Origin of the sequence: Actinoplanes derwentensis, assembly GCF_900104725.1 — a bacterium.
GTDB lineage: Bacteria > Actinomycetota > Actinomycetes > Mycobacteriales > Micromonosporaceae > Actinoplanes > Actinoplanes derwentensis.
Genome location: NZ_LT629758.1, coordinates 1,432,166 through 1,454,812, shown reverse-complemented (window position 1 = coordinate 1,454,812; position 22,647 = coordinate 1,432,166). Strand labels below are relative to the sequence as shown.

Sequence of the window (22,647 nt, the reverse complement as noted above, 5' to 3'; positions counted from 1 at the left end):
GATCTTGTTTGGGGGACGTACGCTGCCTGTCGGCGTACGCGATGACAGAGGCGGAGGGGCATGGCTGCCGACCGATTGACCGTCAATTTGGACGGACTGACGGAGTTTGCTGCCCAGTTGGAGAGCATTCGCCAGGGCATGGACTCGGCGAAGGCGTGGATGAACGAATTCTCCGGCGATCTCGGCGGCCGCGAGGTCGACGGCGCGATCGGTAACTTTGAGTCACATTGGCGCGACGGGCGGGGACGGGTCGACGAGAACTGTGCCCAGCTCATCAAGATGGCGAATCAGGCCGTCGAGAATCTGCGCAAGGCCGACGACGACCTGACCACGCAACTGCGCGACAGCACGAAGGGCTGACGATGACCGTCACCGGCTTCACGATCACCGTGCCAGACTCGTGGTTCGAGGTCGAGCTGCACCCCGACGCCCGTAACGCGGCGATCGGCAAGCTGGTCGACGACCGGCTCAAGACCGTGCCGCAGCTCTTCGAACACCGCGCGGCCCTGGCCAAGGTGCTGCGCGAGACGTCCCGCCGGGCCTACGACAGCGGTGCCCGGTTCTGCGGCACCCTGGTCACCGTGGTCGGCGACGCCATCATGTCGGCGACCGTCACCGTAACCATCGTCGACGCGCCCGACCAGCAGGGTTCGGCCGACGCGATCGCGCCGCACCTGACCGCCCGGCCCAAGCGGGGCGCGGATTCACTGTGGCGGGAGGTCGAGTCGGCTGACATCCCCGGTGTCGGGCTCGTCCCCCGCACTCGTGGCGTCGACGACGTCACGCTGCCCGACGGCACCGGCTGGATCCGGTCGCTGATCATGCAGACCTTCGTGCCGTTCCCCGGGGACGGCCCGGACCGGGTGGCACTCATCACCGGCAGTTCTCCGGTGCTGGCGCTGGAGACCGAGTTCTTCGACGTCTTCGACGCCGTCACCGGCACGTTCCGATTCACCAGCTGAAACAAGGGGAGACACCGTGGCTAACGTCAATGTGACCTACCAGGAGATGCGCGACGCCTCCAACAAGCTCAACAGCGGCCGTGAGGAGATCCTCACCAAGCTCAGCGAGCTGAAGAACCTGGTCAACAACCTGGTGAACGGCGGTTACGTGACCGACTCGTCCAGCAAGCAGTTCGACCAGTCGTACACCGAGTTCAACGAGGGTGCCACCAAGGTCATCGGTGGCCTCGAGGGCATGGGCAAGTACCTGACCGCCGCCGCGGACACCTTCCAGCAGGCCGACGACGAGCTGGCCAAGGCTCTGCGCAGCTGATTCGGCAGACGAAGAAGGGGCGGGCTTCCGGTGGAAGCCCGCCCCTTCTTCGTCATCGTTACTCCGGCACCTGCACCGTGATCGGCTCGTTGTCGCCGAGGTGCAGCAACGCCCGGCCCGGCCGGATCGGCTGCTCCACCGCGGTCCGCGGCAGACGGATACCGATCAGGTCACCGTCCATCCGGTTCTGCGGCGACAGCAGCGCGCCGCGGCGACTGCGCCGCGCGTCGATCAGCCAGCCGCTGAAGCCGACACCCAGATCGTCCGGGTCACCCGCGTAGATCACCGCGAGTTTGCGGGCCTCCCCGTTGCGGATCACCTCCCGCAGCTCGCTGGAAGCGGACGCCTCCCGCAGCATGGCCGCGTCGTCGACCACGATCAGGCCACGGCCGGTGACCTGCGCCAGCGCCGCGTTCAGCTCTTCCGGCGAGACGTCGGTGCCGGTCAGCACGGTGATCACGCCCGGCTTGCCGGCCAGGTCACGCACCGGCGAGGTGCGCGGCGCCAGCACGATCACCTGCTGCCCACTGTCCAGTGCCGACTTCGCCATGCTCGCCAGCATCGTGCTGCGGCCGGACTTGGCCGGTCCGCCGATGCCGAACGCCGGGACGCCGACGGCCAGGTCGGGACCGAACCCGAGCAGCTGGTTCTCGCCGCCCACCCCGGCCAGCAGCCAGCCCGCGCCGTCGCCCGACCGGGGCAGGGCCGCGGCCTGGGCGTACCCGATCTGGTTGGGGGTCTCCCCCAGCCGGAACGGCCGCAGCGCGCCCGGCACCGCGGCGTCACGTTCGGTGGCCCGCCGGCCGATCTCGGTCAGCGCCGCCGCCTGCGCGGCACCGCTCGGATCGGCGGTCAGCAACGCCACCTGCACCTCGATGCCGGTCTCGGCCCGGAACGCCCGCCCCGGCGCGATCTCGTCGGGCAGGTTACGCGGGTGCAGGCCGAGCATCGCCACGTCGGACTTGTCGGCCAGCCGGAACGCCAGCTTGTCCTCGGTCAGCGTGGCGATCCGGCCGCTGAGCACCGACCGGTCACCGGTGATCACCACGTGGACGCCGACACTGGCGCCCTCCCGCAGGAAGTTGAGCACCTTGTCGGTCAGCGTGCCCGCGTCCAGCTCACCGAGCGTGGAGAGGAACCCCTCCCAACGGTCCAACAGCAAGAACACATGCGACAGCCGATCCGGTACGGCGGCAGCCGCGCGCTGTTCGGTGACGTCGGCGAACCCGCCCGCCGCCAGCACGCCCTGCCGTCGACGGATCTCCTCACCGATCCGGTCGATCAGGCGGACCGCCCGCTCCACCTCGGCCCGGCCGACCACCGCCCCGCAGTGCGGCAGGTTGTTCAGCGGCAGCAACGCGCCGTTGCCGCAGTCCAGGCCGTAGAGGTGCACATCGGCGCTGGAGTAGGTTTTCGCCAGCGAACCGGCGATGGTGCGCAGCAGCTGAGAACGCCCGGTGCGGGGCGCTCCCGCCGCGATCAGGTGACCGAACTGGTCCAGCCGCAGCGCCGCGGTCCGCTGCTCCTGCCGGGCCGGCAGGTCCTCACGGCCGAACGGCACACCGTCGGTGCCGTCCAGGTCGCTGAGCAGCACCGAATCCGGCAGCGCCGGCAGCCACGGACTGTGCTGAGCCGGGACACCGGCTTGCCCAGCCGCCTCCCACAGGGCTTCCACCAGCACCTGGAGGTCGGTGACCTCGTCCTGGATCTGTTCCTGGGCGGCCTTCGTCACCTCGATCGGGCGGACCAGGTCGAGCCAGTCCAGCACCCGCAACTCCGGGGCGGGCACCTGGGCCGGGCCGGAGGCTCCGGGTCGGCGGCCGCCGACCCGGCCGGCCTGGAACGGCACCAGCGACGAGTGTCCCAGCCGGACGTAGGCGCGACCCGGGGTGCTCTTGGCGATCCGCGCCGCGTCCGGGGCGTTGAGCACGTCGGTGCTCTCCGACGCGTCGGTGACCCGCAGGGCGATCCGCAGGTTGGTGTTGGCCCGGATCTCCGGTGACACCACCCCGCTGGGGCGCTGGGTGGCCAGCAGCAGGTGGATGCCGAGGGACCGGCCCCGCTGCGCGATGTTGACCAGGCCGGTGACGAAGTCCGGCAGTTCCCGGGCCATCGACGCGAACTCGTCGATGACGATCAGCAGCCGGGGCAGGGTGCCCTTGGTGCGTACGTAGTCCTCGATGTCCTTGGCCCCGGCGTCGGCCAGGATGTGCTCACGACGGCGCAGTTCGGCCCCGAGCGACTCCAGAGCCCGGCGGACCAGGTGCTCATCCAGGTCGGTGACCATGCCGACGGTGTGCGGCAGCCGGACACAGTCCCCGAACGCGCTGCCGCCCTTGTAGTCGACCAGCACGAACGTCATCGCGTCCGGACGGTTCGCCACCGCCAGCGACGCCACGATGGTCTGCAGCAGCTCCGACTTGCCGGAACCGGTGGTACCGGCGATCAGGCCGTGCGGGCCGTCGCGGCGCAGGTCGATCTCGAACTTGCCGTCGAACGACTCACCGACCACCGCCGACGTACTGGCACCGCGCATCGTCCAGCGGGCCAGGATGTCGTTCACCCGCGGCGGATCCAGCGCCAGCACGTCGAGCAGGCGGCTCGACGACGGCAGCGCGGCGTCGTCCTCGTCGTCGCTGACGTCCCGGATCGGCGCGAGAGCGCGGGCCACCCGGGCGCACCAGTCCAGCGACGGGAAGTCCGGCGCTATCCCGGTCAGCTCGCCCGCCCCGGTCCGGGAGATCCGCAGCGCACCGCCCTCGACCACCGCGACGGCCTGGCACTCGGCGGGCAGCAGCCGCTCCTCGGTGTCCAGGCAGATCGCGTAGACGCCGACTGCCGGGCCCTCCCGCAGCAGTTGCACGACACCGGGCAGTGACCGCAGCCGCCGCGAGCCGTCCAGCACCACCAGCATGTCCGGTTCCCGGAACCCGGCCTCGCCGGTCTCCTTGCGGATCGCGGCCCGCTGTTCCAGCAGTTCCAGCAACCCGGACACCCGGCGGCCGACCGAATCGGCGTCGTGGCCGATCAGCACCGGCGCGGCGCTCGGGTTGTTGTGGCGCGCGTGCGGTAGCCAGCGGATCCAGTCCCAGTTCTGCTTTCCGGCCGGGTCGGTCAGCACGGTCACCTGCAGATCGGTGGGGCTGTGCAGCACCGCGGCCTGCAGGACCGCCCAGCGGCCCAGCGCTCCCTTGGTGTCACCGGGACCGGCGAACCCGATCACGCCGTGCTCGCTCAGCGACACGGTGACCGGCACGTCCGGGATGGACCAGTGCACGGTCCGCCGGTGCTCGTCGCGTTCCGGGTCGTCCAGAGCGACCTCGGCGGGCTGCTCACCGCTGCCGACCCGCAGCAGCAGGTGGTCGGCGTCGCGGCGGCGGCGTTCCCACAGGCGGCGGCGCGGGCCGGTGGCGATCACCGCGATCAGCGCCGGGTCCGGGCACAGCTCCCGGCGTTCGACCTTCTCCACTTCCAGGGCCGCCCGGGCGTCCTGCTCGATGCGGGCCTTGCGTTCCACGTACTCCCGGCGCAACTGGGCGTACGACTGCTTGCCCTGACGGCGGGTCATCAACCAGTTACCGAACAGCGACAGTGGGCTGAGCAGGGCGAGCAGCAGCAGCGTCTTGTTGCCGGTGACCAGCATCAACGCCACCGCACCGACCACCGGGATGATCGCCATCAGCCACGGCAGCGGGCTGCGCTGCGGCTCATTCGGCGGCACCGGCAGCTTGAACCGGGTCTGGTGGCGGGGCGGCCGGATCCGCGGCGGGCGGTTGTAGTCCAGGCTGGTGCCGTCTGCGGACGGTTCCAGCGCGGCGTCCGGACGGGCGTACTCGGCCAGGTCGAACAGCGAACCGCCGACCCGCAGCAGGCGGCCCGGCAGCCACTGCGCCGCACCGGTCAGCTCCTCGCCGTCGAGGGTGACCGGCACACCGGGTAGCGGCTCGACGGTGCAGCGGGCGCGGACGTCCACGCTGACCGCCACGGCCGCCGCGGGCAGCGCCGGGTCGCCGATCGGCAGCCAGCCGTCCGGGTCACTGCCGAGGTCACCGCTGCCGACACTGAGCCGGGCGAACGAGCCGGTCGCCGGGCCGCCGACGACCCGCAGTTCCAGCAGGCCGGCCTGTTCGGCCGGGGGCCAGCCGGCCGGGCCGTCCAGGCCGAGCACTGCCCCGTCGCGGACCGGTGCGTCGGTGAGCACGAGCGCCGGATCGATCGGTTTGCCGTCGGCGTACAGCACGGGGGTGCCGGAACGCTGGTTCGCATCCCGGAGAAGTCGTTGCGCAGCGTGACCTAGCGCTTCCACCGTGGATTGGCCGTCGGCTATCAGCGCCACATCGGCGGCATCGCCGGTCTTCGAATCTACTACTGTCAATAAAAGCTGCACAGCGCCTCCGGACAAGGAAATCCGCACGCTCGCGGGCCTCCGGGGGCGGAGATGGCAGGGATCGCAAGACGGGCGGATAGTCGCCCAACGTTATCGCACACCGTAAATGTAGGGTGTGCCCATCACGATCAACTCCGCGTGCGAGGACAGATGCAAATGGACCGCCGAACCCTGAGTCGCGGCAGCGTTACTCTGCTCGGATTGGCACTGGCGACGGCCGGCCTCCTGGCCTCCGGACCAGCCGCCGCGGCGGGCACCGCCCACCGCGCGCCCGCCGTGCTGCAGCAGCAACGTGCCGAAACCAAGTGGTACCAGGTACAACCCTCCTTCAACGGCGAACCGGAATTCCTCTACGCCATCGCCGAGCGATTCCTCGGCGACGGCGATCGATACCTGGAGATCTTCGAACTCAACAAGGACAAACCGCAGGCCGACGGGACGGCACTGACCGACCCGGCGGTCCTGGACGCGGGCTGGGTGCTGCTCATGCCGGAGGACGCGACGGGAGACGGCATCCAGACCGGCCCGCTGCCGGCCATCTCGGCCGCCGGACCCGTCGCCTCCGAGGCACCGGCCGACCCCGCGGACACCACCGCGCCCGCCGACACCGGCACCGCGGCACCCGCGGACTCCGGCGGCTCCACCGGCCTGATCCTGGCGATCGTGGCCGGAGTGCTGGTGCTGGCCGGTGCCGGAGCCGGCGCCTGGTGGTTCCTGCTGCGCCGTAGGTCCGCCCCGGCGGCGGGCTCGGCACCGGACACCGCCGCCCCGAGCCGCACCTTCGACACCGCCGCGGCCTGGACCATCGACCGCGCCCTGCAGGTCCTGGTGACCAGCGCCGACACGGCCGGGATCACAGTGCCGTCGATCTACGGCGTCTCGATCGACGAGAGCCGGGTCGCGCTGCGACTCGCCGCACCGGACGAGACCCCGCCGGAGCCGTGGGAGTCGGCCGAGAACGGCCGCGTCTGGCAGGCGCAGCTGCGTGACCTGCAGGCGCTTCCGGCCAGTAACGACCTGGCCTCCCCGTGTCCGCGACTGGTCACCCTCGGCACCGCGGGCGGCGTCCGCGAACTGGTCGACCTCGGCCAGGCCACCGGCATGATCAGCATCCAGGGCGACGCCGCACTGGCCCGCGAACTGGTGTCGGCGTGGACCGAGGAACTCAGCAGCAGCCCGTGGGCCGGCAACGTGCAGGTGGTCGCCGGTGACATCCGGCCGCACCTGACCGGCGGCGAGCGGGTCAGCATCCGCGACGCCCTGAACGCCGCCGAGGGCGAGGGGTCGGACACCGCGTTCACTCTGCGCGGCGGCGGCACCTCGGGCCGTCAGTTGGGTGTGCTGATCCTGGGCTCGACACCGGGCAACCGGGAACTGGAGCGGGCTCAGTCGCTGGTCAACCGGCCGGACGCCGCCTGGGTCGTGATCGTGCTCGGCAAGACCCGCTACGACCGGTGGCGTTTCACCGTCGACCCGGACGGCAAGCTGGACACCGGCGCCCTGGGCATCACGGTCCACACCGGCAGCGCCACCCCGGCCCGTACCACTCGCTGATCCCTCACCCCTGGGCACGGCTGCCGCGCCCAGGGGTCATCGGATGCGGATGGTCTCGATCCACGGCGGCGGGGACTGGACGTCGGCGCTGACCAGACCGGCGATCACCCGCACCCCACCGGGCCGGGCGTCCGGCCACGGCGTGTAGCCGTCGGTCAGCACGATGATGATGTGCGGACGTTCCGGGCCGCGCAGGGCGTGGTCGATGCCGACCCGCATGTCGGTACCGCCGCCACCGTCCAGGACCACGTCACCGACGGTGCTGACCTTGCGGACCGTATGGACGTCGGCGTCACACGACAGCACGGTGACCCGGTTCCGGCCGATGCCCACCGCGCGCAGCACCCCGGCGACCTCGCCGAGAACGGCACGCAGCTCGTCGGGACCCATCGAACCGGACGTGTCGACCACCACCGCCACCCGCGGCATCGGGCGGCGCAGGCTCGGAAAGACCACCCGGGGAACGGCCGCGCCCCGCCGGGACGGGCGCTGATAGGTGTAGTCGACGGCCCCGGACGCCCAGGACGCCGCCTCGCGAACCGCACCGGTCAGGGCCCGCCGCCAGTCCACGGTCGGTTCCAGGATCTCGTCGGCCCAGCGCTGCCAGCCGCCGGGCACCCGGCCCCGCGCCTTGACGTGCGCGCGCAACTCCTGGGCGGTCTGCCGGCGGATCGCGGCGGCCTCCACCGGGCTGACCCGGGCAGCGTCCGCCGTCGCGCCGGCCGACTCCCACGGCATCGGCCGCCCGTGCGCGCCGGAACCGCATTCGGGCGCGTGCGGGGTCGGCGGGATCTCCGGCAGGTACTGCTCGAACATCTGCCCGTCCGGCAGCCCGAACAGGGCGGGCCGCAACGCGTTCTGCGGCAGCGCCGACAGATCGTCGTTGATCTCGCAGTCCTGGGCGATGTTGACCCGATGATGATCGTGCCGCACGGCCGCCGGAAGCAGGTCGGCCCGGCCATGGTGGTCACGCAGCAGGTGAGCGACCTCGTGCACCCAGACGGCGGCCAGCTCGTGCACCGGGGTGTGGTCGACGAAGGCCGGATTGACGTAGCAGCGCCAGTGCCGGTCGACGCCCATCGTCGGCACCTCGGTGGTGGGCACGACCGTCAGGCTGTAGAGGGCCGTCGCCAGGTACGGCTGGGCCCCGGCCGCTTTCAGCCGCGCGGCCAGCAGTCTCGTCCGGTCCAGCACACCATGCGCTCCGGAAGCGTGCTCAGGCGCCACCGGGCAGCATCCCGGACGCGATGAGCACCTCGAGGAACGCGTCGATCGACGCCGGGACCGGCCATTTCGGGTCGCGCATCCGGGCCAGGTCGAAGGCGGCCCGGGCCGCCACATCGGGCACCCCCGCGTCGACGGCTTTGGCCAGGACCTCCCAGCCGGCTTCCCAGCGTTGCCTGGTCACCGACGCCTCGATGGCCGCGACGATCGCAGTCAGGAAGGCCAGCTGCCGGTCGCCGCGGTCGGGCAGGGTGAACGCGGCCGGGTTGGCCAGCACCCGCTCCGGGTCCGGCAGGTCCAGCTCGTCCAGATAGGTGGTGATCTCCAGTCCGGCCCCGTCGCCGACCGCGCCGATGACAGCGGTGGCCAGTGCCTCCCGGCTGGTGCCCGCACAGAAATGGAAGACCAGAAGACGAAGGACCATCTCCCACGTACGCGGGGAGGGCCACGCCTCACCCCGCGCCTCGGCATCGGACGGCAGGTGGTGGGTGAGTCCGGGCCGGGCGGTGAGGAACCCGGCGATGACCCCACGCGCCCGGGCCAGCGCACTCGCCGCCCGATCGGCGTTCACCACCGGCACGTCGATCTGCGGCCACACCCCGGCCAGGCCGCGGGCGACCACCCGGGGGTCGTGCGCCCAGTGCAGGTGCACGAACCGGTTGGCCAGTGGCGGGCTCAGGTGCCAGCCGTCGGCGGCACTGGACGGCGGGTTGGCCGCGGCGACGATCCGCACCTCGTCGGGCAGGGTGAGGCTACCGACCCGCCGTTCCAGGACCACCCGCAGCAGCGCCGCCTGCACGGCCGGCGGCGCGGACGACAACTCGTCGAAGAACAGCAGCCCCCGGCCCTGGCGGGCGAGCCGGACCGCCCAGTCGGGCGGGGCCATCGGCACCCCCTGCACCGCCGGGTCGTCACCGACGATCGGCAGGCCGGCGAAGTCGGACGGCTCGTGCACACTGGCGATGACCGTCTCCAGCGGCAGGTCCAGGCCGTCGGCGAGCTGCGCCAGGGTGGCCGACTTGCCGATGCCGGGTTCACCCCAGAGCAGCACCGGCAGGTTGGCCGCCACACACAGGGCGAGGGCGGCGGCCCGGTGATCGACGACCGGTTCGGTCCGGGTGACCCGGATCCGGCGCAACAGCGAGTCGGCGGCGGCAAGCCCGGCACTCATCGGTTCTTCTTCCTGAGGTAGGCGATCGCGATCTTGAGGTCGTCGTCGGCGAATCGTTCGGCCCGGCCGAGATAGCTGACCGCCGCTGACGCGGACATCGACGCCCGCAGATCGGCCCCGGCGTCGACCAGGGCGATGATGAGACGGGACGGCCAGCGCCGGTCGATCGCCTCGACCAGCGGGGTGAAGCCCTGCCGGTCGCGCGCCTCGATGTCCAGACCGGCCGCGAGCAGCCGGGGCAGCACGCCGGGGTCGCCCACGGTGCGCAGCATGTGGATCAGGGTGCGACCGGCCCCGTCGCGCAGGAACGGGTCCAGCCCCGCGTCCAGCATCTCGGTCAGCACCCGGACGCCACCGTGTTCCAGCCGCAGGATCAGGTCGCGACGGTACTCCCGGAGCCGTTTCGGCAGCCGCCCGCCACCGCCGTTCCACGCCTTCTCGGCCTGGAAGCAGCCGCCCATCTCACCGCCGAACGCGGCCAGGGCGTGCTCGCGCTGCTGCTCGGCGGCGGTGTGTTCGGGCAGTTCGACACGGCCCGCGCTGACCCCGACCCAGTGCCACACGCCGCGGCAGCGCACCCGGAGCATCTCGTCGGCCAGCAGACCGGCCGGTTCGGCGGCTGTCGGCCCGCCCGGCGCGGACGGGAACAGCACCGCCCGGACCAGCGGGTGCAGGTCGGCGGGGGTGAGGTGACCGACGCGGACCAGCTCCCGGTCGATCGGCGGGCGTTGCAGGTCCGGGTGCAGCATCAGGACGGCCCGCCCGGCCTCGCCGCCGACCGAATAGCCGGAGAGCTGGAGCTGGTCGCGGGTCGCCGTCAGGAGCATCTGGGTCTGATGCCACTCGGAGTACAGCGGCCAGCCGGCGACACCGAACTGGGCGGAGACCCGTCGCAGTTCGGCGGCCACCAGCAGCGGATCCAGGCCACTGGTGTGACGGTCGAGGTACACCCCGTGCCGCGGTCGCTCGCCGGTGAGCACCCAACCGGCCCGGGTCCAGAGGTCGACCTCGTTGACCGGCACCGGGCCGTCAGCCGGTGGCACGACCACCGGCACCGGCAGGCCGTGAGCCTCGCGGGCGTCCCACAGATGGACGGGGACCGGGAAGACCGGGCCGGCCGGCAGGTCACGCAGGACCATCCGGTCGAGGGTGAGGCCGTCGTCCGGGAGGGTGCGCACCAGCAGCACCGGCGTGCTGCTGGTGACCACGGCGCCGGGTGCCAGCACGAACTGTTTTCCGGGCGCCAGCTCGGTGAAGCCCCTCAGGTGGCGGGGCAGGTGCCAGCGCAGCAGGTCGGGAGCGAACCCGGCCAGCAGGTCCGCCACCAGGCCGGCGTCGTCGAACAGCACCTCGACCCCGGCCGCGTCGCAGGCCGCCCGCCAGTCGCCACGCTCCCGGGCCGCCGTGCACGCGGCGATCATCCAGCCGGGCACCGCGTAACGCCGGATGCGCCGCCACTCGTTCAGGCTCATCGGGCCGTTACTGATCATCGGTGCACCGCCGTTGGACGGCTCGAACCACATGAGCCGGCGTGTCCGATGTCGATCATCCAGGCTCCTCCCCCGTACCGTGGTTCAGGCGGCGAGGCCGACCGGATTCGAACCGGCGTCATCCCAGGTGATAGCTGGGCGCGACGACCTCTGCGCTACGACCTCGCCGCGCCGCAGCTTACGGGAGCCCCCCGACATTTCCGCCAGCGAGTTACGCCCGTCTGCGGATGTGGGCGACCGCGGCCGCGAACTCCGGCTCCAGGTCGTCGCGATACTCCAGGACGTCGTCGAAGTAGTCGAAGACCGTCATGTCGTCCTGGTTCGGGGCGTGCGGGTCGGCTCCGGCGTCGGACAGCGCGATGATCAGGTCAGCCGGGACCTGGTAGACGACGGCGAGGTAGAGCGGGGTGCTGCCCTCCAGGTCGCGGGCGTTGATGTCCAGACCCTCGGCGAGCAGGCGCGGGAGCAGAACCCGATGGTCGTACGAACGGAGCCGGTGCATCAGCGTACGACCGCGGCTGTCCCGCAGGTTCGGATCCATTCCGGCGTCGAGTAGTTCCAGGACGGTGCGGGTGCCGCCGTGCAGCATGCGCTGCCACAGGTCCTCACGGTGGGCCCGGAGCCGTTTCGGAAGCCGCCCCGCCGTACCGGCCCAAGTCTGTTCGACGGCGAAGCAACCGGTGACCGCCCCGCCGAACGCCCGCATCGCCTTCTCTCGCATCCGTTCGGCCTCGGTGTGGGCGGGCAGGGTGAGCAACCCGCGCTGAACACCGATCTCGTGCCATGCCCCGGAGCAGCGGACCCGCACCGGTTCGGCGTGCGTGGCCGGGACCTGTGACGCGGGCGCGGTCGGCACTCCGGGGAACAGTGCCGCGCGGACCAATGGATGCAGTTGCCCGGCGGTGAGGCGACCGTTCCTGATCAGGTCGAGGTCGACGGCGAAGCGGGTGAGGCCGCCGTCGATCCGGTTCAGCCGGCGCACCGGCGAGTCCTGGTCGGACCAGGTGAGGGTCTGCCACCGCACCCGAACGGTGTCGCCGTCCACCGCGATGTGCAGAAACTTCCGGTAGTCGATCTGCAGCGCCCACTCGCCGGAGCCGAACCGGGCGGTCAGCGCCCGCGCGTCGTGCACGACCCGCATCGCGTCCACGGTCCAGGCCCGGTCGTGGGGCGGCCAGTCGCCGAGCACTTCAGCCCCGGCCTCGGCGAACCCGGCGGGGATCGTGGTCTGCCGGCGCACCCGCTCGGCCCGGGCCGGCAGGTCGTCGCCGGAATCCGCGAACCCGGGCGCAGCGTGCGAAGACGCGGACCCGCGCAGGTCAGCGGACGGCGCGTACCCGCGCAGGTCACCGGACGGCGCGGACCAGAGTGCGGCGCCGGACGGTGTGAAACCGGGGAGCCGGTCGGCCGAGCCGCTCAGGGCCGTCCGCAGTTCGCCGGCGTGCCGGGCGTCCCACAGGTGCGCGGCGATCGGCAGCACCTCGCCGCCGGGCTGGTCGCCCCAGCGGACCGTCCGCAGGGTGAGCCGCTGCGAGCCGAGCGCCGAGACCGGGGACTCGACGATCAGCACGACACTGTCCGGCCCGATCACCACGTCGTGCCCGACCAGCACGTACCGCTGACCGGCCGCGACCGTGGTGTGGCCGCCGAGGACGCGCGGAATGTGCCAGCGCAGCAGATCGGGGGCGAACCCGGCGAGTTGTTCGGCGACCGGGGCGGGATCGTCGATCAGCACGTCGACACCGCCGGCCTCGCAGGCCGCCCGCCAGTCGCCGCGTTCCCGCGCCTCGGTGCACTCGGTGATCATCTGGTCGGGCACCGCGTAGCGGCGGATGCGCTGCCATTCGGCGAGGGCGAACGGGTCCTGGCCGCTCATCGGTAGACGCTCACGATCGCGGCGATGTCCTCGTGCGGCCGCAGGGTGGTGCGCGGGGCGAGGCGGCGCACCCGCCGGGGGACGCCGCCGTTGAGGCCCAGATGGTCGAGGCCGGTTCCGGCGGCGAGCAGCAGTTTCGCGCCCCGGCCGCGGACGTCGGTGAACCGGACGTCGAGTCGTTTCAGGGCGCTGCCGGGCAGGGTCGCGGCGAGCAGGGCCGCGCCGGTGTCGCCGACGATGTTGGGGCTGCCGCCGAGCACGCGTTCGGACGGCGGCCGGGCCAGGTCCAGGGCATGCCAGGCGTGCAGGTTCGCGGCGAGCGGGGTGATGTCGGTGATGCCGTTGCCGCCGAGGCCGAGAGTCATCGGATAGCCGGCGAGGTTGGTGGCCAGGGCCGCCGTGCCTTCGTCGCCGAGGCGGTTGACGGCGAGGAACAGTTCGCGCACGCCACCCTCGACGACCATCCGGGTCAGGACCGGGACGGCGTCGGGGCGCAGGCCGTTGCCGCCGAGGAAGAGCCGTTCCAGGACCGGCGGGCGGGCGGCGAGGACGTCGGCGAGCGGTTCCAGGCCCGCGGCGGTGAGGCCGGTGTTGACCAGGTCCAGCGTACGCAAGGTGGTGTTGTGGGAAAGGGCTTCGGCGATGCGGCGGACACCGTCGTCGCCGACCGGGTTGCGTTTGAGCCAGAGAGCCCGGATCTCGCCGTCGTCGGCCAGACGGTCGGCGAGGGCACCGGCACCGGCCGCGTCGATCCGGTTGCAGCCCAGGTAGACGGTGCGGACCCCGTGTCCGGGAGTCAGCGCGCCGGCCACCGCCCGCGCGCCGTCGGTGCCCAGCCCGTTGGTGCCGAGCAGCAGGTGCGCGACGTGCGGTGAACCGGCGGCGGCCCGCACGATGGTGGCCGCCTGCTCCGGCCCGACGCCCTGTTTGCACAGATCGACCCGGCCGTCCGGACGGACCAGGCCGCGGGCGAACTCCTGCGGCTCGGTGACCGGCTCGGGTGCGGCGAGCCGGCCGAGGATGCCGTCGAAGTCGCCCGGATCGGCCAGGCCCATCCGGTCCGGGTCGCTGATCGCAGGGCACCGCACGACGATCTCGCCGTCCACCGTGGCCTCCCCGTACCGAAACTGCAGTCAGGGGCGAAGCCGACCGGATTCGAACCGGCGTCCTCCTGCTCGATGCCAAGGCGCGACGACCTCTGCGCTACGACTTCGCCGCGCCGGAGCATACGTCATGTCATCCGCGGCGCCACTTCTGGTTGGCCCCGCCGAGACACTCCCACAGCACCAGCTTGGCACCGTCATTGGCGTCCCACGCGCCGATGTCGAGGCACTTGTTGGCTTGCGGATTCACCAGGTCACCGGCGGCGCTGAGCACCCACTGCTGGGCGGCGTTACCGCTGCAGTTGGCGATCTGGATGGCCGCGCCGTTGGTGGTCGAGCCCCAGGCCACGTCCAGGCACTTGTTGTTTCCGGTCTTCAGGGTGCCGCCGGTGGCCTCCCACTGCTGGGCGGCGGTGCCGTTGCAGGTCCACATCTGTACCTGGACGCCGTCGGAGAAGTCACCGTTCGGCACGTCCAGGCACTTGTTGTTCAAGCTGCTGATCAGGGCGTTGCCGGTGGTGGGCGGCGGGGTGGTGCCACCGGTGAACGGGGAGATGATCACGGCGGCCGAGCGGGGATCGGGGCTGTGGACCAGGGATTCAAAACCGCCGACATCGTCGTACGCGAATCCGTACGCCTTACCGTCTGCCATATTGGCGTGGATGATGCGGGAATAGTGGTTCGGGGCGCTGTTGCGATAGAACTGCGCGGCGTCCAATACCGGTTCCTGGGTCGACGTGCCGAGAGTGCCGCGGTTGAGTGCCGTACACAGCGTGCGTTTGATCTCGGGTTCGATGAACGGCGGAACGTTCGGGGCGTTGAACACTCCGTCGCAGCCCCACACGTTCGCGGACGTCGGTTTCGCCACCGTGGTGACCTGAGCACCGGCCGCGTCGGTGAAGACCATGTTGTTACCGCTGGTCCGCCCGAAGAACTTACGGTTCGGCTCGTTCACCCGGGGTACCACGGTGAGCGTGCGACTGGTGTAGGAGTTCCACGCCGAGGTGATGTACGAATCCAGGTAATTGGCGTTCATCAGTCCCGCACTGGCGGCTTTCCCGGGTGCGAGGACGCGCAGCACGGTGCCGTCCGATCGGGTGTAGATGGAGCGGGCGAAATCGCCGTTGGCACGAATCTGGCTGATGATGTTCTCGCGGCCGTTGGCGACCGGGTCACCGGTGCGGACGGTGCGGCCGTCGGCTCCGGTGACGGCGACGGCGTGCGGCATGGCGAGCATGTCCACCTGGGAACTGTTCAGCCACAGCCCGTCGTCGTTGTAGGTGAACTCCGACCAGTCGAACAGGACGTCCCGGTTGGGGTCGCCGGCAGCCCACGGCGCGGGCTGCACTAGCCCGTCCGGGGTGAGCCGGAAGTCGAGTTTGCGGCCGAGCGAGAAGTACAGCCGGGCGGAGATGAATCGCGGGAAGCGGACGGTGACGCTGCTGCCGTTGGCCGGTCCGGCGATGGCGACGTCCGGTGCCGGGGTGGGTGGCTGACCGCCGGCGGGCCAGTTGAAGTACTGCCCGGCGCCGTTGACGTAACCGAGTCTCCCGCTCCTGATGTCGGTGGCGAGGATGTACAGGTAGACGGCATCGGAGCGGCCGGAGTTGTTGGTGACGGTAACCGGGAGCAGGTCCGGCCCGATGGCCGCGGCGGGTGTGGCGGGAACGGCCAGGGCGGCGGGGAGGGCTAGCAGTAACGCCAGGACGGCGCGCTTGAGGAACAACGGGACCCCCTAGGGATGAGAGCGCTCTCACAGCATCGTCCCGAATATTCACGAGTGTCAACGTTTCTAATTAACTTTGTTTCAAGTAAGTCCGGTGCAGCCCGTCAAGCAGCAGGTCCACGGTGAACTCGAACTCCACCCGGCTGTCACACCAACCGATCTCGGCCTCGTGCGACTCACTCGCGACCATCGCCATCAGGTGCGGCAACTCGGTAGCACGCGGACCGGGATCACCACCCTGGAAGATCTCCGGAACCACCCCGAGCGGCAGGGTGCCGAACGCGTGCAGCGCCCGGTGCGCGATCCGGTAGTCGAAACCGGCGCCGAGCAGGGTGGCGATGATCCCGTCGTAGTACTGGAAGACCCCGAACGGGACGGTCTTACGCGCCGCCAGCAGCCCCGGACCCCACGGGTGCCGCCGCACGACCTCACGGGCGGCCAGGAACTGTCCGCGCAGCCGCCGTCGCCAGTCCCGCTCCGCGACCCCGTCGGCCGCCTCCAGAATCTCCTCGATCAGCGACTCGACGACGCCGTCCAGCAGCGCGTCCTTGCCGTGCAGGTGGTGGTAGAGCGACATCGCCTCGACCCCGAGTTCCGCACCGAGACGGCGCATCGTCAGCGCCCCGATGCCCTCGGCGTCGGCGATCGCGACGGCGGCGGTCAGCACTCGTTGCCTGGTCAGCGGTTTGCGCACGGCAGCTACCTTACACAGTAAGGCTGCCGTCCCGGGAGGACACATGATCCGCACCGCCCGCGTCACCGGACTGCTCTACCTAGGACTCGCCGCCTGCGGCCTGTTCGGATTCATCCTCATCCGCCCCGACGTCAGCGACGCCCGCGTCACCTTCGAGCTGCTGATCGTGCTCACCCAGGCCCTCACCGCCGCCGGCTTCTACCGCCTGTTCCGCTCCGCCGACCCGGTCAGCGCCCTCGGCATCGGCGCTTTCGGACTGGTCAACGCGGTCGTGGTGCTGGTCAGCGCGGCGCTGCTGTCCGCCGCGACCGACTCCCCCGGCAACCTCCCACTACTTCTTCTGCTCAGCGACAAGATGTGGGCGGTCGGCTCACTGTTCTTCGGGCTCTGGCTTCTTCCCTTGGGTACGGCGGTCCTGCGCACGAAACTGATGCCGCCAGCGCTGGGATGGATCCTGGTAGCCGGCGCCGCCGGGTACGTCCTGCACGCGTTCCTGCCCGCCGCCCTGCTGACCGTCCCGGCGTCGATCGGCGAGTTCTGGATGATCGGTTACCTGCTGCTCTTCGGCGTACGCAACACAACAGAACCGGCGCTCACCTCAGGCGGTCTCGACGGAGACGACATCTAGTTCGCGGCCGGTTGTCACGGTCACGTCGGCGCTGCCGCACGGGCACAGCGGGATACGATCGGGGAGGCGTTTGTCGGCCTGACAGGAACGGCAGAAGATGATCGCCGGGCACAGGTCGAGGTCCAGAGCCGCACCGTGCGCGGCGGTGCCCATGGCGGCCACGTCGAAACAGAACCGCATGTCGTCGGGAACCACTGCGGTCAGCGCCCCGATCCGGACCGTCACCCGCCGAACCGGGCGGCCCGCAGCTCGTGAGCAGGCCGTTCCGACGATGTTCTCCGCAATCGCCAGCTCGTGCATCGGGACTCCCGGCATCGGTGACAGGGCGCGAACCAGTCTCACACGAGCAGCCGGACCGGATCCGCCGTCGTCACACCATCGGGAGGATTTCGGCACGTGCCACGCTCAGCGCGCTCCCGGCGGATGCCACGTCCGGGGTGCGGTTTCAGGCTCGGGCCACGATCGAGGCCAGGTCCAAACCGAGGCCGAGGGCGCCGTATTCGAGGCTGCGCGCCAACCCGAGACGGGAGGCCAGCGCCTCCCGGATCAGGACGGCCCCTTGCAAGGCCAGAGCCAGCGCCTCCACCACCCGGCGGGCCTGACCGGCCGCCGCCGACGGGTCGGCCAGCACCCCGGCGACCAGGCCACAGGTAGCCGCCACGTGCGCATCGAAGTCACAGTGGACGCCTCGGGAAAGTGGACCGGATACGGCACAACCCGAACCGCATTCACACTGTTCAAGGCCCGATCGTGACGCTGACAGCCGTCCGCCGATGCCTACCCTGACCAGCTCACCGACGGCCACCCGCCGCAGCGCCGCCGGACGAATCCGATCCGGGAACAGTATCGGCGCTGCGCCCCAACCACCCGACCACCACTGGCGGATCATGACGGCCAGAGCGGTCACAGCCTGCTGGCGATCTTCCGCCGAAACCGGCGCCGCCCTCGACGAATCGCACCACTACCGGTGTGCGGCGCTTCGCTCCCGACATATTCAGAACAACGACAACGTGGCCACGCAGAAACGAAACCCGTTCCGCCAGAGCAGGCCCGCGCCGGCCCCCCAACACCCGCGACTACGCTGCGTAGCAAGCTGACCGCTGGAGCCCATGATCAATTCACTCATTTGCCGAATTGAGTATGTCAGTCCAGCCAAGTTCGTAAATCTTCGAGCAGTTGCTCACCCGTGCGAAAATGTTCAGATGGAATCGAGGCCGGAGCCGGACAAAGTCTGGCTCGAACTCTTGGACAACGACACGAACTGGTGGGCGGGGAACCCGGTCTTCCGAGCCTCCTATGAACACCCGGCATTGCGCGCCCTCTTTCCCCGGCCTTCGCACGGAACGCTCAGGTTCTACAGGACAGCGTGGAGTTGGCCCGACACGCCCGCCCATGATCTGCCCCTCATCGCCTGTGGCGGACCTCCCTACCAGGTGATTTCCGCTGGCTACGAACGGATCATCGGCTTGGCCGCAACAGCGGAAGAAGCTGCAGAGCTCGTAGTCGAAAACCTGCCTTCCGACCTCGCTACTCCCTGACCTGGACGCACTAAACTGCCGCGAACCGCTCACTGCGGAGTGTGGCGGTCGGCTCGTTGGCTCAGCTCGCGGACATGCCGAGTTGAGTGCGTCGCGCATCGGCCTCTAAATCATCGGCTCGGGATTGGAACTGCCCGCCTCAGACCGAAGCCGCCGAAGTCTCCGCCGGGCGTGAACGTCGGTCACGGCGTACTCCGTCAACTGCTGTAGGCGGCCAGATCTCGCGAGCAGATCGATGTGCCATAGGTGCGCGTTATGCCGGTGAGGATCCTGGCTATAGCACTCTGCATACGCGCCCACCAGGGCAATCGCGGTAGACCATTCGCCAGCAGCCTCTGCGGCCTCAGCTGCCGCCTGGTCAAACAGGTCATTCACAGTACCGAGTATGACTCGCAGTAGCCGATCAACACCCGACCGCTGGTCGCAAGACGGCCGCCTCCGGTAGAGCATCTTCGATCGGTGACTCTTTGAACTGCCGAGAAGCGGATGTCTCGGGCAGGAGGTCTCACCCCTCTCGGCAGGTGGCGACCGCCGTCTCGATGAGTGCGATGTCGTCAATGTCTTTCCGTCTTCTCGGCATGCCAGGCACCCACACCGGCATCATCCTCTTGATCTCAATCTGAGCGGCCGGACTGATGATCCGGCACCGAAGATCACCGATCTGCCCGAGGGGCCAGTCCAGCATCCCGTCCGGCCACCGCTGGCCTGCCCAGGGTCCGCCAGCCACGATTACGTGCCCAAACTGGTCTTGGTCGGTGAGTGCAAAGCTGAGATTGAGCTCGCCGCGCACGAAGTCGAGTTGTCGATCGTGCGGCGGCTCCGCAAGGAGCTCGTAGCCCTCATTCGTCAGCGCGGCAGTAAGCCGGTCTCCATCGCGTGACCAGGCGAACCAGTCCACATCCCGGTGCGGCCGAGTCACCCGCCCGACGAAGAAGTCCATCGCCCACCCGCCACGGAGCCACACTTCCATGCCAAGAGCAGTGACGGCCGCGATCGCCTCGAGTTGCCTGACGGTGATTGGTGTTTCCACTCGAGGATCATTCCGCTGATTGGTGGCCGGGGCATCCGGATTTGCCGCAAAGAATGCACGCCCTGGGCGTCGATGGAGACCTCGTCCTGGGCGAGGTGCACGCCTCGGCTCGACAAGTGGCTTCTCGGGCAGCGTCACCTGAGACATCACGGCCGTTTCAAGATCGATAGTTGCGGTGAGTGATGGTGGCGGCTTCAGCGTGTCGGATATGGACGAAGCTCCGTTGAGACCAGGTCTTTCCACGGAACTGGTTCAAACGGAGCTTCGTCGTGCCGCAGTCTGTCATCCCCACCACCGATCCAGCATCGTCGGCGACCGTCGGCGAGGCCTCGTTCACGCCTTCGTGTCACGGTCTGCTGGAATTGTTCCTCGCCGTTTCTGACGGCCGTTCGGACCAGGGCCGTGATCATCCGGTCGCGGTCGTGCTCGCGCTGGTCGCGGCGGCCACGGTAGCCGGTTTGAAGGGCTACAGCGCGATGAGCGGCTGGGTCGCCGACGTGCCCTGCCACATCCTCGACGGCCTGTACACGCGGGCCGAAGCCCGCCCGGCAGGGCGGCCATCACGCTCGACACTCTGGCGGGTCTGCACCGACACCGACACCGATGTCCTGGACGCGGTGATCGCCGAGTGGACCACCACCCAGCAGACCGCCACCAGCACCGACACCCCGATCCAGGTGCGCCTGGACGGCAAGACCGTCCGCGGCGCCGTCGACATCGACGGTGAACAACTGCACCTGCTGTCCGCTCTGGCCGGCCCACCGCACCAGGGATCAGCGGCCGTCGTCATCGCCCAAGCGCCGACCGACGGCGCCAAGACCCGCGAACCGGCCACCGCCCGTGCCCTGCTCGAGTCTCTCGACCTACGCGACGTCACGGTCACCGCCGACGCCCTGCACACCGTCAAAGCCACCGCCGAACTCATCCACCAGCAGGGTGGCCACTTCGTCCTACCGGTCAAAGAGAACCGGCACGCCCTGTTCGACGCCCTCGACGCCCTGCCCTGGACCGACACTCCGATCGGCCACGAGAGCACTGACACCGGGCACGGCCGCACCACCCGCCGCACCATCCGGGTCCTACCCACTCCACCCGGCCTGCCGTTCCCGCACGTCAAACAGGTCTGGCTGATCGAACGCTACGTCACCCACAGCAACGGCAAACAGTCCGCAGCCGCACAACTCGGCGTCACCAGCCACCCCGCCGAACTGGCCGGACCCGCCGAACTGGCCGCGTTCAACCGCGGCCACTGGGCCATCGAAACCCTGCACTTCATCAGGGACACCTGCTACCGCGAGGACCACTCCCACGTCCGCACCCGCTCCGGACCCCGCGTCCTCGCATCGCTACGCAACCTCGCCATCAACGCCCTACGCCTGGCAGGCCGCACCGACATCACCGAAGCCACCCGCTGGGCCAACCGCGACATGACCAGGCCATTCACCATCCTCGGTCTCACCAGATGATGTTGAAACGACCGTGCCTGAGACATCATGAGCGGATGGCCGGACCCGAAGCCGATTTTCACTACTACGAACCTGACGCGTTGACCTGGCTGCAAGGCTGGTACGCGACGCAATGCGATGGGGACTGGGAACACGAGTACGGCGTGTCGATCGAGACGCTCCAGTTCCATCCGTGCCGTTTCGGTAGTCGTTGTATCCGCATGGCGGCCACACGCAGCTCGACCTGAATGCCCATTCCCCTGATGACCCACGATACCGGGCTGGCGTCCTCATCTGCTTGATGAACGGTCAGCGATCCGGGCCGGGGACGGCAGTGCGGAGAACCAGGACGGTCAGGCCTCGGCCAGGTGATGGAGGCTCGGGGGAAGGTCCGCGTCAGCAATGTGGGCACGGATCATTTCAGTGAACAGATCGGGTTTCTCGCCGCTCCAGGCATGACCGACTCCGGGTACGACTCGCGCGTCGCCTCGCGCGAACCCCTTGGCCAGGAGCGGCAACGACCGCTGCACCATCTCGTTCTCGTCCGCTCCGGCGACGGCCAGCAGGCGGCACGGTGACGATCCCGCCTCGGCGGGGACCTCGAACACGGTGACCTCGTCACCGACTCGTGCGAAGGTCCCCCGCTTCACCTCCTTGGCCGCTCTCCGGTAGCCGGCGAAGTCCCCCGTGGGCACCTTGAGCGCCTTCGCGTTCGCGCGGATCATCGCCCCGGACGTGGCGAACGGGCCGATGATCCGGCCGGCCAGTCGCATCATCGTCGGATGAGCGAAGGGCAGCACGTTCACACCGCTGACGACAGCACTGCGCACCACGGCTGGTTCGTTCGCCGCGAGCAGCGCGGCTACATAGCCGCCGAGCGACAGGCCAACGATGTGAGCCCGCCTTGCCGCCGTACGGGATCTGATGAGCTCCGCCACCGCTTGCACAGTGTCGGCCAGCGACACCCAGGCTTCGTCGCTGCGCCCGTGGCCCGGCAGGTCGGGCACCAAAACATGGAATTCCTCCGCGAGCACCGGCGCTATCCGATGCCACATCCAACCGCTGGTACCCAATCCGTGCAGCAGGACCACGGCGTCGGAGTTGCCCCGACCTGACTCGTCCACAGAGGAATTCACAACCCGATCATCCACCCACCCGACCCAACTCCGCTCCCCCTGCTGTTCACCGAAGGCCATCCCCATTCGCCTCGCGTCGCCATGATCGGGTTCCCGGATCTGCTGCGATCTGATCGCTACCGGCCGTCACGGCTTACCGCATCGGCCAGCGCACACTCGTACCAAGGACAAAGCGCCTTGCCAGCTCGGGCAGGGCCTCAGCAGCTCTCGACGTAGCCGTCGCCGACGGCGGTAAGCGCCGGGCAGTATCCCGAAGCACCGCTGTCGCGACCGCGTAGGCGAACCGGGTCCAACACGCCGACGTGGCTGGTCCGGCGAATCAACGACCGTCGGAACACTCCGCCGCCACCGCACGAGCGAGGCCGCTCTA

At 69.9% G+C, this 22,647-nt stretch carries 20 protein-coding genes and 2 tRNA genes; 8 read left to right on the top strand and 14 right to left on the bottom strand.

Translation table 11 applies throughout. The annotated features are described in order from the left end of the window. The first annotated feature begins 60 nt into the window (after nucleotides 1–60). Genes BLU81_RS06470 through BLU81_RS06460 form a run of 3 tightly spaced genes read left to right on the top strand, consistent with a single transcriptional unit; the run spans nucleotide 61 to nucleotide 1,275 of the window. Nucleotides 61–360 carry a hypothetical protein gene (locus tag BLU81_RS06470; RefSeq protein ID WP_092542513.1) on the top strand — a complete coding sequence of 100 codons (300 nt, stop codon included), beginning with the start codon at nucleotides 61–63 and terminating at the stop codon, nucleotides 358–360. Nucleotides 361–362: 2 nt separating this feature from the next. Beyond that, nucleotides 363–962, top strand: coding sequence for a hypothetical protein (locus tag BLU81_RS06465; protein WP_092542511.1), 600 nt, complete (start codon nucleotides 363–365; stop codon nucleotides 960–962). Nucleotides 963–978: 16 nt separating this feature from the next. Continuing rightward, on the top strand, nucleotides 979–1,275 hold the full coding sequence (locus tag BLU81_RS06460) for a WXG100 family type VII secretion target (protein WP_092542509.1): 297 nt from the start codon (nucleotides 979–981) through the stop codon (nucleotides 1,273–1,275). 58 nt (nucleotides 1,276–1,333) lie between these two features. Here BLU81_RS06460 and BLU81_RS06455 read toward each other — a convergent pair whose 3' ends face one another. Next, the gene (locus BLU81_RS06455) at nucleotides 1,334–5,650 is read right to left on the bottom strand and encodes an FtsK/SpoIIIE domain-containing protein (RefSeq protein WP_231954241.1); all 4,317 of its coding nucleotides are present in this window, start codon (nucleotides 5,648–5,650) and stop codon (nucleotides 1,334–1,336) included. A 168-nt stretch (nucleotides 5,651–5,818) separates the two neighbouring features. Here BLU81_RS06455 and BLU81_RS06450 point away from each other — a divergent pair, with 168 nt between their 5' ends. Continuing rightward, nucleotides 5,819–7,216, top strand: a complete 1,398-nt coding sequence (locus tag BLU81_RS06450; RefSeq protein ID WP_092542507.1) for a hypothetical protein — start codon at nucleotides 5,819–5,821, stop codon at nucleotides 7,214–7,216. 36 nt (nucleotides 7,217–7,252) lie between these two features. Here the strand turns inward: BLU81_RS06450 and BLU81_RS06445 are convergent, their stop codons facing one another. The 9 genes from BLU81_RS06445 to BLU81_RS06405 form a co-directional block, all read right to left on the bottom strand. Beyond that, the gene (locus BLU81_RS06445) at nucleotides 7,253–8,443 is read right to left on the bottom strand and encodes a vWA domain-containing protein (protein ID WP_092542505.1); all 1,191 of its coding nucleotides are present in this window, start codon (nucleotides 8,441–8,443) and stop codon (nucleotides 7,253–7,255) included. Then, nucleotides 8,433–9,611, bottom strand: coding sequence for an AAA family ATPase (locus tag BLU81_RS06440; RefSeq protein ID WP_092542503.1), 1,179 nt, complete (start codon nucleotides 9,609–9,611; stop codon nucleotides 8,433–8,435). The genes BLU81_RS06445 and BLU81_RS06440 overlap by 11 nt, the downstream gene beginning before the upstream one ends. Next, nucleotides 9,608–11,101 carry an ankyrin repeat domain-containing protein gene (locus BLU81_RS06435; RefSeq protein WP_157751331.1) on the bottom strand — a complete coding sequence of 498 codons (1,494 nt, stop codon included), beginning with the start codon at nucleotides 11,099–11,101 and terminating at the stop codon, nucleotides 9,608–9,610. Before BLU81_RS06435 ends, BLU81_RS06440 begins: the two co-directional genes overlap by 4 nt. Before the next feature lie 92 nt (nucleotides 11,102–11,193). Beyond that, nucleotides 11,194–11,266, bottom strand: a tRNA-Asp gene (locus tag BLU81_RS06430). Nucleotides 11,267–11,312: 46 nt separating this feature from the next. Beyond that, nucleotides 11,313–12,977, bottom strand: a complete 1,665-nt coding sequence (locus BLU81_RS06425) for an ankyrin repeat domain-containing protein (protein WP_092542499.1) — start codon at nucleotides 12,975–12,977, stop codon at nucleotides 11,313–11,315. Continuing rightward, the gene (locus BLU81_RS06420) at nucleotides 12,974–14,083 is read right to left on the bottom strand and encodes a leucine-rich repeat domain-containing protein (protein ID WP_231954235.1); all 1,110 of its coding nucleotides are present in this window, start codon (nucleotides 14,081–14,083) and stop codon (nucleotides 12,974–12,976) included. The genes BLU81_RS06425 and BLU81_RS06420 overlap by 4 nt, the downstream gene beginning before the upstream one ends. Before the next feature lie 34 nt (nucleotides 14,084–14,117). Next, nucleotides 14,118–14,190 (bottom strand) — tRNA-OTHER (locus BLU81_RS06415). Nucleotides 14,191–14,213: 23 nt separating this feature from the next. Further along, the gene (locus BLU81_RS06410) at nucleotides 14,214–15,806 is read right to left on the bottom strand and encodes a beta-1,3-glucanase family protein (protein ID WP_092542497.1); all 1,593 of its coding nucleotides are present in this window, start codon (nucleotides 15,804–15,806) and stop codon (nucleotides 14,214–14,216) included. Nucleotides 15,807–15,876: 70 nt separating this feature from the next. Continuing rightward, a complete protein-coding gene (locus tag BLU81_RS06405; protein ID WP_231954234.1) occupies nucleotides 15,877–16,500 on the bottom strand; it encodes a TetR/AcrR family transcriptional regulator in 624 nt (207 codons plus the stop codon). A 43-nt stretch (nucleotides 16,501–16,543) separates the two neighbouring features. Between BLU81_RS06405 and BLU81_RS06400 the strand changes: the two genes are divergently transcribed. Further along, nucleotides 16,544–17,128: a DUF4386 domain-containing protein gene (locus BLU81_RS06400; protein ID WP_092542495.1), complete on the top strand. Its 585-nt coding sequence runs from the start codon at nucleotides 16,544–16,546 to the stop codon at nucleotides 17,126–17,128. On the opposite strand, the gene BLU81_RS06395 is transcribed toward BLU81_RS06400, so the two are convergent. Both BLU81_RS06395 and BLU81_RS06390 read right to left on the bottom strand, forming a co-directional pair. Then, nucleotides 17,099–17,428: a hydrogenase maturation nickel metallochaperone HypA/HybF gene (locus BLU81_RS06395; protein ID WP_092542493.1), complete on the bottom strand. Its 330-nt coding sequence runs from the start codon at nucleotides 17,426–17,428 to the stop codon at nucleotides 17,099–17,101. The two genes, BLU81_RS06400 and BLU81_RS06395, sit on opposite strands and share 30 nt — an antisense overlap. A gap of 145 nt (nucleotides 17,429–17,573) precedes the next feature. Next, complete coding sequence (locus BLU81_RS06390) at nucleotides 17,574–17,789, bottom strand: hypothetical protein (RefSeq protein ID WP_092542491.1); 216 nt, start codon at nucleotides 17,787–17,789, stop codon at nucleotides 17,574–17,576. Nucleotides 17,790–18,237: 448 nt separating this feature from the next. Between BLU81_RS06390 and BLU81_RS51945 the strand changes: the two genes are divergently transcribed. Next, nucleotides 18,238–18,666 (top strand): DUF6193 family natural product biosynthesis protein, encoded by a 429-nt coding sequence (locus BLU81_RS51945; protein ID WP_373873310.1) that lies wholly within the window; start codon nucleotides 18,238–18,240, stop codon nucleotides 18,664–18,666. 505 nt (nucleotides 18,667–19,171) lie between these two features. Here the strand turns inward: BLU81_RS51945 and BLU81_RS06385 are convergent. Then, complete coding sequence (locus BLU81_RS06385; RefSeq protein ID WP_231954232.1) at nucleotides 19,172–19,696, bottom strand: nucleotidyltransferase domain-containing protein; 525 nt, start codon at nucleotides 19,694–19,696, stop codon at nucleotides 19,172–19,174. 269 nt (nucleotides 19,697–19,965) lie between these two features. On the opposite strand from BLU81_RS06385, the gene BLU81_RS06380 reads away from it, so the two are divergent. Next, nucleotides 19,966–21,162: an ISAs1 family transposase gene (locus BLU81_RS06380; protein WP_092542489.1), complete on the top strand. Its 1,197-nt coding sequence runs from the start codon at nucleotides 19,966–19,968 to the stop codon at nucleotides 21,160–21,162. Nucleotides 21,163–21,197: 35 nt separating this feature from the next. Next, a complete protein-coding gene (locus BLU81_RS06375) occupies nucleotides 21,198–21,389 on the top strand; it encodes an Imm53 family immunity protein (protein WP_231954230.1) in 192 nt (63 codons plus the stop codon). Between the two features lie 105 nt (nucleotides 21,390–21,494). Here the strand turns inward: BLU81_RS06375 and BLU81_RS06370 are convergent, their stop codons facing one another. Then, nucleotides 21,495–22,337, bottom strand: coding sequence for an alpha/beta fold hydrolase (locus BLU81_RS06370; RefSeq protein ID WP_157751329.1), 843 nt, complete (start codon nucleotides 22,335–22,337; stop codon nucleotides 21,495–21,497). Nucleotides 22,338–22,647: the final 310 nt, after the last annotated feature.

Coding starts and splice junctions, on each gene's coding strand:
- BLU81_RS06425 (WP_092542499.1), bottom strand. CDS start 12,977: ATGAGCGGCCAGGACCCGTTCGCCCTCGCCGAATGGCAGCGCATCCGC.
- BLU81_RS06400 (WP_092542495.1), top strand. CDS start 16,544: ATGATCCGCACCGCCCGCGTCACCGGACTGCTCTACCTAGGACTCGCC.
- BLU81_RS06370 (WP_157751329.1), bottom strand. CDS start 22,337: ATGGCCTTCGGTGAACAGCAGGGGGAGCGGAGTTGGGTCGGGTGGGTG.
- BLU81_RS06450 (WP_092542507.1), top strand. CDS start 5,819: ATGGACCGCCGAACCCTGAGTCGCGGCAGCGTTACTCTGCTCGGATTG.
- BLU81_RS06435 (WP_157751331.1), bottom strand. CDS start 11,101: ATGATCAGTAACGGCCCGATGAGCCTGAACGAGTGGCGGCGCATCCGG.
- BLU81_RS51945 (WP_373873310.1), top strand. CDS start 18,238: ATGATCAATTCACTCATTTGCCGAATTGAGTATGTCAGTCCAGCCAAG.
- BLU81_RS06395 (WP_092542493.1), bottom strand. CDS start 17,428: ATGCACGAGCTGGCGATTGCGGAGAACATCGTCGGAACGGCCTGCTCA.
- BLU81_RS06375 (WP_231954230.1), top strand. CDS start 21,198: ATGGCCGGACCCGAAGCCGATTTTCACTACTACGAACCTGACGCGTTG.
- BLU81_RS06440 (WP_092542503.1), bottom strand. CDS start 9,611: ATGAGTGCCGGGCTTGCCGCCGCCGACTCGCTGTTGCGCCGGATCCGG.
- BLU81_RS06470 (WP_092542513.1), top strand. CDS start 61: ATGGCTGCCGACCGATTGACCGTCAATTTGGACGGACTGACGGAGTTT.
- BLU81_RS06465 (WP_092542511.1), top strand. CDS start 363: ATGACCGTCACCGGCTTCACGATCACCGTGCCAGACTCGTGGTTCGAG.